The organism is Syntrophorhabdaceae bacterium (assembly GCA_035541755.1).
Taxonomy (GTDB): domain Bacteria; phylum Desulfobacterota; class Syntrophorhabdia; order Syntrophorhabdales; family Syntrophorhabdaceae; genus PNOF01.
In genome coordinates this window covers 1-8,667 of sequence record DATKMQ010000060.1, presented here as the reverse complement: position 1 = coordinate 8,667, position 8,667 = coordinate 1, and the positions used below count along the sequence as shown (strand labels likewise).

Annotated in this window: 10 protein-coding genes; 8 read left to right on the top strand and 2 right to left on the bottom strand. The window is 50.4% G+C overall.

Annotated elements, in window-relative coordinates:
• Together VMT62_05320 and VMT62_05315 are read right to left on the bottom strand one after the other, a co-directional pair.
• Nucleotides 1-861, bottom strand: an 861-nt coding sequence (locus VMT62_05320) for a DNA polymerase III subunit beta (GenBank protein HVN95826.1), incomplete at its 3' end; no start/stop codon positions are given.
• A 109-nt stretch (nt 862-970) separates the two neighbouring features.
• A complete protein-coding gene (locus tag VMT62_05315; GenBank protein ID HVN95825.1) occupies nt 971-1,201 on the bottom strand; it encodes a hypothetical protein in 231 nt (76 codons plus the stop codon).
• Between the two features lie 846 nt (nt 1,202-2,047).
• Between VMT62_05315 and VMT62_05310 the strand changes: the two genes are divergently transcribed.
• The 8 genes from VMT62_05310 to VMT62_05275 all read left to right on the top strand — a co-directional run.
• Nucleotides 2,048-2,965, top strand: coding sequence for a hypothetical protein (locus tag VMT62_05310; protein HVN95824.1), 918 nt, complete (start codon nt 2,048-2,050; stop codon nt 2,963-2,965).
• 192 nt (nt 2,966-3,157) lie between these two features.
• Nucleotides 3,158-3,349: a hypothetical protein gene (locus tag VMT62_05305; GenBank protein HVN95823.1), complete on the top strand. Its 192-nt coding sequence runs from the start codon at nt 3,158-3,160 to the stop codon at nt 3,347-3,349.
• Entirely contained in the window at nt 3,331-5,199 is a 1,869-nt protein-coding gene (locus VMT62_05300) for a P-II family nitrogen regulator (GenBank protein HVN95822.1), read from the top strand. Before VMT62_05305 ends, VMT62_05300 begins: the two co-directional genes overlap by 19 nt.
• A gap of 10 nt (nt 5,200-5,209) precedes the next feature.
• Complete coding sequence (locus VMT62_05295; GenBank protein HVN95821.1) at nt 5,210-5,548, top strand: P-II family nitrogen regulator; 339 nt, start codon at nt 5,210-5,212, stop codon at nt 5,546-5,548.
• A gap of 49 nt (nt 5,549-5,597) precedes the next feature.
• On the top strand, nt 5,598-5,939 hold the full coding sequence (locus tag VMT62_05290; GenBank protein ID HVN95820.1) for a P-II family nitrogen regulator: 342 nt from the start codon (nt 5,598-5,600) through the stop codon (nt 5,937-5,939).
• A gap of 39 nt (nt 5,940-5,978) precedes the next feature.
• The gene (locus tag VMT62_05285) at nt 5,979-6,302 is read left to right on the top strand and encodes a hypothetical protein (GenBank protein ID HVN95819.1); all 324 of its coding nucleotides are present in this window, start codon (nt 5,979-5,981) and stop codon (nt 6,300-6,302) included.
• A 234-nt stretch (nt 6,303-6,536) separates the two neighbouring features.
• Nucleotides 6,537-8,018 (top strand): hypothetical protein, encoded by a 1,482-nt coding sequence (locus tag VMT62_05280; GenBank protein ID HVN95818.1) that lies wholly within the window; start codon nt 6,537-6,539, stop codon nt 8,016-8,018.
• 216 nt (nt 8,019-8,234) lie between these two features.
• Nucleotides 8,235-8,667, top strand: a 433-nt coding sequence (locus VMT62_05275) for a PAS domain-containing protein (protein HVN95817.1), incomplete at its 3' end; no start/stop codon positions are given.

The following is an 8,667-nucleotide window of genomic DNA, read 5'->3' as shown; positions in this document are numbered from 1 at the left end:
CGCCCGTTTTAGCAGAATGAAAGAAGGACATTTGCATGTATCAACCGCAGCCTTATGGAGCCTGAAGCCGTCGGTAGCCACGATAAAGCCTGAAGCAAGATCGAAACAGACACCGGTGAGGAGGTAGCGCGTCTCATCGGTGCTCACTGCAGGGAGTACACACTTAAGCGCAGGGATGAGGTTTGGAAGTGATGCAGTGATACTTCCCTCCGGCAGGGGTTCGATCTCCGGGAAGTCATGGGTCACTGATGCGGGGAGTATACAGCGTCCATTGATCTGAATGGAGTCGGCTGTGACTTTCATGAAAACATCCTCGACTTCATCACCTAATGCCCTCACTTCCTTGGAAAAGGTGTCCGCGCTGACAAGAAAGGAGGTAACGCCGGTGCTCATAGCAGGGATCGTTGCCGTGTAGGAGACCTCGAGGTCTGTCGCGGTGATCGTGATCGTTTCTTCCGTAACCTCAATCTTGACCATGGAGAGGACAGGCATGAGACCTTTCTTGGCGGTAACGTCGCAGATTACTTTGAGCACGGCCTGGAGTTCCTCGCGGTACACATTGATCTCAGCCGGGATGATGGTGGGGTGTGGTTCAGTGCCTGATGTGCCGGTCAGAAGATCAGGCGTGGTGAGTGGTTCAAAGGACTTCTCGGTCTGCTTCGGAGTAATGTCTGATGGTTTGGGTACCAGAGCAAGGGAGCGGACGCGCTCGATGGTATAAGTCGCTGTCTTATCGGTAATCTCCTTTGCTGTTACCTTCCACTCTTTAGGATTAAGGCCCAAGATCTCCATGGCCTCCCTTGGCTTACACTCTCCCTGGATCGTGTTTCTCTGTCCTTCATACTTTACGATGGTTTTCATGATCTTTCTCCTTATGTGTTGGATTTTGGTATACTACTATTACGCTCTGTGCTCATGCTGCCTCCACAGCATGACAGGCAATTCCCCGCCTGTGTTGACACAGGGCGCCTTACATCTTCTTCACGATTTTTACCGGATTGCATCCGCAGCAGAGCCTCGTCCAGAAGGCAAGCTCCTCTACAGGGAAGGTCGATGAGCCCAGCACGATGGTGTTGAATAATGGGTCGTATCTGGCATTGAGAACTGAACCGTTTTTGAGTTCGATTCGTATCTCGTGGTGTTTCCTTCCTGAGAGGGTCTCGGCCATTAAGCGGAACTGCTGTAAAACCACATCCTTCATTTATTGTCACCTCCTTTTTATGATCAATGCCCACCTGTCTACCGACAGGATGTGAAGCTTTAATAATCAGATTCGTCAATGATTTCCGATAGTTCATATTATAATCATATCAGACGTACCTCCTGTGTCAAGTAAATAGCTCAATAATTACGGTAACTTAGGAGAATATTACTCCATGTATTTAGAACTGATCTGGCATGGTTTTTGACCAACTACCGAGGTCGAAAATATGCTGTTTATTGTGATCGAAAGTTTAGTGCAGTGTGATTTCTATTATTCCAGTGGGAGCGTGTTGATACTATTGGATATGCGGTGGATGCTTAAGCGGCTTCGGAATAAACCATGAAGGTATGAGTAAGGGTGGGGTCGTAAAGATGCGGTACCGCGCATTTACCGTGGTATATGGCAGTTAACCTTACACCCGGTAATCCTCAATAAACGAAGGGCCGGCTGCTCGGATTCAATTCCTACCATGATGTAGTATCTCATGTCTGAGGCGGGCCCATTTCCTACCCTTATGTAGTTTATGTCGGTCCGCTGCAACGGTTTCAGCCTGTAGCAAGCCCAGGTCAGCAAGGATCCCGATCAGTGCTGACAGCTTAAAATCATTGATGTTACCTTCCGCAGCAAGACTGTCTCAGGAATACTTAGAGGTCACTGGCATGACTGTTGCAATTCCTGAGTATCAAGGAGCAAGACACAGGCGTCTTCGAACCGGGGTTGGTTTAAAGACGCCTGTTCCATTTTTCCTGGTCGGCAACAGAAAGAAGAAGAGGAAAAAGGCTCCATTGCAAGAAGGCAGTACTCACCATTGAGAACAGGTGAGAAAACTTTGGGAGGTGTAACATGAAAAAGATCGGATTGGCTGTTCTGGCATGTATGGTTCTTTCAGGTTTTGTTGCTGTACGCTCTGTCTATGCAGATGAGATAAAGGCTGTCGGGAGTACTCAGCAGGCAGGCACTTCCGATGCCGCGACACAGACAGACAAGGCCAAGGAACCGGAAACCCCCAAGGTAACAGGCAGCGGGTCAATCGGGTTTTATAACCAGTACATATTCCGTGGATACGAGATCGGCAAGAACGGGCTTGTGATTGAGCCGTCGCTCACCGAGTCGTATAAAGGTTTTACCGCTACGTTCTGGGGCAATGTGGATAGCAATGTACGCAACTCAACCTCTGCCGCCTTTCCCAATGAGGGCAGAAAACAATGGGATGAGACGGATTTCTCCTTGAGTTACACCTATACGGTAAGTAAATTGTCCATAACGCCTGGTTATACCTATTACGCCCTGAAATATGCCGAAGAGACGGAAGAGTTCTGGCTAACCCTGGCTCTCGATATGCTGACCAAGCCATCGCTTTCGGTGTATCAAGATATTCAGTCCTACAAAGGGACCTACTTTAACCTGGCTTTCGCCCACTCTTTCACACTGCCGAAGGATGTGACGCTGGATCTTGGCGCCTCTTTCGGATACGAGATAGGGGAGAGCAACTACTGGAAGACTTACGAAAAGGCCACGGGCGATTATACGGGAAGCAAATATCAGGGTTTTCATGACGGCATGGTGAAGGCGGGTCTCACGATCCCCATTACCAAAGCGTTTTCGATTCAACCTGTGGTCCAATACTGGTTCCCGCTTTCAGGGAATGCAAACAAGACATTTGGAACAGATCCGGCTACGGGCCTCAAAATACCGTATAACCCCAACGGGTATGTGCCGGACAATTTGATCTACGGAGTGGGCTTTACGTACAGTTTCTGATACCTGTGGCTACCGCACTGAAGCGGTGGCTCAACCCCTGACCGGTTGGGTCGGCTACCTCACAACCTCACCAGCCCCGCAATAGAGCGGTAAAAGCCTGATCGGTCAGGTTCAAAAAGCAGCAAAAGGGTTTTAGAGAGGTACGTGGTTAAGATGTGCGGAAGAAAAGACTCTGAATTGAGGAGGCTTAGAGTGAAAAGAAAATTGATTTTCCTGGTGTTGATACTGATGGTTTTCGGTCTACTCGCTGTGACGTTTGCGGCGGAGCCTCACATTCCGGGCGGAAATTCAAGCGGCGCAACAGATCATAAAAGAGCAGTCTCAACAGCTGAACGAGCGCATGAAACTGCAAGAGGAGGTGTATTATGGCTAACCAACAAGTGAAGGAAGGGGCAATATTGCCAAAACTTGGACTCACGGGCGCGACGATGAACGCGGCGGCCCTTATCGCCCCGGGGGCATTCCTGTGGATTACCTATCAGTTACAGGCTGCAGCAACGACGCCCAACGGGGCATCCGCGGCAAGCGATATCTGGATGGGGATTGTGCTGGCGCTCTTCGTGGCGTTTCTCACAGCCCTCTCATACGCACAGCTCGCGAAGATCTATCCTGAGGCAGGTTTTGCCAGTTGCGCCTATTTCGCAGAAAAGGCGTGGCTCGATGCAAAAAGTGAAAAAAGAAGCGGGCCCAAATCTATGGCCCGCATATCCAAATTGGCCACGGGCTGGTCGGCCCATCTGTTTTACTGGGCCTATTCAGGAGTTATGGCCGCTATGATGGCCACATTGATTGCCTATATCTACAATCAATTTACGGGCGCTGATCTGTCCATCACGAACCAGGCGATCATCTGCGTGGTCTTCACGATCGTGACGGGTTACATTGCGTACCGAGGGGTGACGGGGTCAACCATGACTTCTATCGGGATCAACATAATCCAATGGGCCACCCTCATTGTCTTTAGCGGCCTTGCTATCTGGTACCGGATTGCCAACCCGCAACACGTCACCCAGTGGGCTTTTTCAGGCGGGCTTGACATTATCAAGCCCCACGCGCTGACCGGTATAGTAGTCCAGTCAACCATAGCCATATTGATCCTCGTCGGATTTGAGAGCTGCACCGCCTTATCGGCTGAGACAAAGAACGCGGGGAAAACCATACCTAAGGCCATCATCATATCGCTTTTGATCCAGGGGGTCTTCGCCTATCTCATCGAATACTTTGCCGGAAGCTACATGATAAGCGACAAGCTCGTCAATGTGGCGGGCAAGGTTACAAGTACGGGTATGGCCGCGGCCGCTGCATCGAGCGCTCCTCTGGGAGACCTCGTGAAACTACTGGGCGACAGTATCGTGCCGGGAATAGGCTTCGGTCTCATGATCACTATGGCTGTTACCGTTGCTATAGCAATACTGGGAACCACTCTCTCGGCCATGAACACGGCTATGAGGATTTCCGCAGGTATGGCGGATGACCGGGAATTACCCTCGGGTTTAAGTTTTATTCACCCTGAATTCAGAACGCCTCACATGGCGTTGGTGGCCCTGATCATTGCCGTCTCCGTGATCGGTGTGATTGGTGTTCAAAGCGTGGTGGGTTTGACGGGCATTGCGCTTGCTTCAAACCTCGGGACTTTTATCCTCTACGGGCTCACTTGCGTATGGACCATCATAGCCTTCAAAGGAAGACCAGATTTTAGCGCTCTTAAACATGCCCTAATCCCCACACTGGGCGTTATGGTGAATGCACTCATGGTGGTCGCGATTCTTTATCTCTATACCACGGGTAATGCCGATGCAAAGGCAGAAGCCAAGATATGTTTTATGCTCGCCGGTGGATGGGCCATAATTGCTGCGATTTACGTGGCCATGACAACGGTGCGCAAAACCTATCGTTTCAAAATGGTGTCCGGTATGATCCGGCCCGAGCAGTTGAACATCGTCGTCGATGCTTTGAAAGAAGAAGACTACATCATGGGGATGACCGTGACCAAAGTTAAGGGCTTCGGCAGACAAAAAGGCAACACGAATGGTGGCGCCGATGGTGAGCAAATCACCTTCGTGCCCAAGATAAAAGTCGATGTTCTGGTCAGAGAATGGGATGTCCAGGCCGTTATGGACATCATCGGCGAGGCGGCCCGCACCGGCAATGTGGGCGATGGTAAAATATTTGTTGTTGACGCATCGGAAGCCATGAGGATACGCACAGGCGAACGAGGAATCGAGGCCATATAAGGAGGATGCCATGAAAAAGATCGAAGCAATAATTCGTCCCGCGAAGGTAGGAGACGTATATACAGCCCTGGAAAAGGCGGGCTGTCCAGGTCTTATGTTCAGCGAGATTGAAGGCCAGGGAAAGCAAAAGGGCATCGAGCAGGAGTTTCGCGGAAAGAAATACAAGACCGCTTTGCTCACCAAAGCAAAGCTTGAAATTGTAGTCGATGATCCTGATGTTGACAAGATCGTACGGGCCATATGCGAGGCCGGTACAACGGGGACGGCAGGAGACGGGAGGATCTTCATATACGACATTACCGAAACCGTTCGGGTGAGCACCGGACAGAGAGAAAGTACCATCGGATAAGGGACGAGCGGTTTCAAAGCTCCCCAATACAAAAGAAAGGAGTATTAAGATGAAAAAGATCGAGGTAGTCATTGCTTCGTTTAAGGTCAATGATGTAAAGAGGGCACTCACAAGGATAGGTATCACTAAAATGACAGTATCAAAGATGCGCTGGTTGGGCGGTCAGGCTGGGTACTGCAGAGGTGGTAAGTATGAAAGCAAGTGGGCACCGGCGTTCCTCTCCAAGACAAAGATTGACCTGGATGTGGCCGAAAAGGACCTGGAAAGGGTGTTAGGCGCAATAGAGGAGAGCGCGGAGGGCACCGTGTATGGAGACGATAAGGTTTTCGTTTATTCCCTTGATGACATCATAGAGCTTCGGGGACAAGCAAAAAGTGCAGCAACTATCTGACATATGATGGAACATAATAATGTGTCGCATGAGGGGAGAATGACATACCTTATCTGGCTTATCTTCATTTTTTCGGCAATCCTGGAAGCAGGAGGCGATGCGGTTATCCGGAAGGGGCTTCGCGGACGCTGTTTCTCCCTCGTCCTTACGGGATGCGCTATGTTGGGTTGTTACGGGATCATCGTCAATACCGTGAGGTGGGATTTCTCGAAACTGCTCGGCATTTACGTGGCGATTTTTGCGCTCATCAGCGTGCTCTTTGGACGATTTGTATTCAAGGAAAACATACCCCCCGCTACCTGGATCGGACTCATTGTTATTATTGGCGGAGCCATGATCGTCCAGTTCGGAAACAGTATTTAGACGGAAAGCATATTCCTTTAGTCTTCCAATGAGTTTGTCAATTGGTCCCCCCTGGAGCCTTTCCGGACTCGGTGAGAGCGCCAAGATGCGCACAAATCATTCTGACCACTCTAGATGCAAGAATGGAAGAATGAGGAGTGCATTCCTCAAAAATCATGTTCCGATAGAAGTCGGACACAAGCAGCGGGGTCAGGCCTTGCACAGGCTCAAGAAACAGTATAAGTTATGAGAGATATGCGGCTCGATCAGGAACTCTATCACGAGATCTTCGGTTCAGTTTTAGACAGGACCGAAATGACACCTTTTTTGCTTTTACCCGCCGGCAACTATGTTGCGGCACTCAAGCAGGCAACCAAGATGATGGTCAACCGCGGTTTCGACGCCCTCGACGGCGAACTTGGGGGGAGTGAACGCGAGCGCGCGACGCGTTACATCCAACGCTCATATGCGATTATATTCGACGGGCTTTTACCTTTCGTTGCCGCGCAGCTGGAAGAGCTGACCGCCCTGCACTCTTCGAACGAATCACTCTACCGCGACTGCCTGCGTTCCCTGACGGTAGCGAAAGCGATGCTGCAGGACTCTCAGTTCCGACTGCTCGTGGACGAGGATCCCCGCCACCTCCTTCTGCTGGCCTCCTCACGAAGATATCCCCACGTGTTTTCCGGGTATGGAGGGAACTCGCTGGAAGTTCCAGCGGCCTGGCAGCAGTCCGCCTGCTGTCTTCTTAAGACTGCGCATCTCATAAAATCAATTGAAGAGGACAGCCAGGACATTAACGATTATGTCCAGCTCGCATTCTTCTTCAGACAGCGAGGACAGCGCCTCGATACGCTTTTCGACTACGACTGGGAGAGACCGGTGCACCTTCCGGACAACGAACCCTCTCAGCGGGCCTTTGTAAAGATCTCCACGTTCTTTCGCCGTCTGCGAGAGTCCCTGGTTTTTGACCCGTCTAAAGGATGTCTCGTTTTCAACAGCGGGGACGGAGTGGACGTCGACATCGCCGAGATCAAGGCGCGGCTCAAGAGTCCGGAAAGCATGGTCATCAAACTGGGCAAGAATGTGGAAGGAGAAGCCTACGATATCAGGGATATCCTAGCGATTACGTTTATTCTCACCGACATCGATGACACACTGAAGCTCTTCCATGCTCTACAGAAAAGGGGCGTGATTCTGCAGGAAAATACCGCGTCACACTCGGTTACCCAGACGCTATTTGATGAGCCGGAACACATGAAAGAAGCCATACGCCGGCTTATGATCAGCCTCTCCCGGAGCGGAGGAGGTAACCTCGTACCCCAAGAGGAGCAGCTATTTGCGCACGCGCGAATCTTCTATGAGGCGCTCGGCAAGAATACGGAGGAAAACGTCCATTCGTCCCGGAAACACAGGAAGATCCAGTGCAAGATCGCATTCTCTTTGCCGATCCATCGCGCTACGAATACGAACAAGATTTTGATCCCTGGCACGCCTCTTTACGAAGGCAGGGATAAAATAGACAAGACAACCGAGCAACACACGCTGGGGGTCGAGCTACGCATTTCGGACGTGGAGAGCTGGCGGACCTCCGAACGTACGGGTGATTCGCACCATGACGCGTATAAATTCCGCCAACTGGTCCATGTCATGAACCGGGTCTTCAAGAACGTATTCAATTTTCCCGAAGAGGGTTTTCCTCAACTCCGAAGAGATCAGACAGTAATCTTTCATTGATTCGCAACCGGGACTCCGTGCGCCTCCCGATGAATTCTGCGCACTGCATTTCTATCGGTAATCCTTAGTTCTTCACGAAAAGAAAAGATGATTCACGCTATGGCCCTAATGATTTGTCCGCTCTTTCATCCGCACTTGACCGTAACCTTTTAAGATACTCTTATTCTACGAATGTAGTATACTTCTATCAGGAACCGATACCGACAGGTGGATGAGATGCCGCACCCGGACAAGAGCACAGAAGAGCTCCTCCATGAACTATCGACACTTTGCAGCCAGGTAACTGAATTGGAAGAGGAGAAACTTCTCTGGAAACGGACCGATGATGCCCTGGCTGAAGAGAAGAACAAACTGCAAGCACTGGTTGACTCCCTCGAATATGGGATCACCATACAGGACAGGGATTATAACATCATCTTTCAGAATAAAACCCTTCAGGACATGTTCGGTCATATCGGAGACAAGTGTTATCGGACTTATGAATTTAGTGAAAAAGTATGTGAAGGCTGTCCGGCGGAACTGGTGTTTCTAAATGGCACGCCCCATAGTTCTGAACGAAGGGTGCTTATGCCTTCGGGAGAAACCATTATCTGGGAAAATACGGCAACTCCCCTGAGAGACGCCGGAGGAAACATTACGGGTTGTATCG

Coding starts and splice junctions, on each gene's coding strand:
- VMT62_05315 (HVN95825.1), bottom strand. CDS start 1,201: ATGAAGGATGTGGTTTTACAGCAGTTCCGCTTAATGGCCGAGACCCTC.
- VMT62_05310 (HVN95824.1), top strand. CDS start 2,048: ATGAAAAAGATCGGATTGGCTGTTCTGGCATGTATGGTTCTTTCAGGT.
- VMT62_05300 (HVN95822.1), top strand. CDS start 3,331: ATGGCTAACCAACAAGTGAAGGAAGGGGCAATATTGCCAAAACTTGGA.
- VMT62_05295 (HVN95821.1), top strand. CDS start 5,210: ATGAAAAAGATCGAAGCAATAATTCGTCCCGCGAAGGTAGGAGACGTA.
- VMT62_05290 (HVN95820.1), top strand. CDS start 5,598: ATGAAAAAGATCGAGGTAGTCATTGCTTCGTTTAAGGTCAATGATGTA.
- VMT62_05285 (HVN95819.1), top strand. CDS start 5,979: ATGACATACCTTATCTGGCTTATCTTCATTTTTTCGGCAATCCTGGAA.
- VMT62_05280 (HVN95818.1), top strand. CDS start 6,537: ATGCGGCTCGATCAGGAACTCTATCACGAGATCTTCGGTTCAGTTTTA.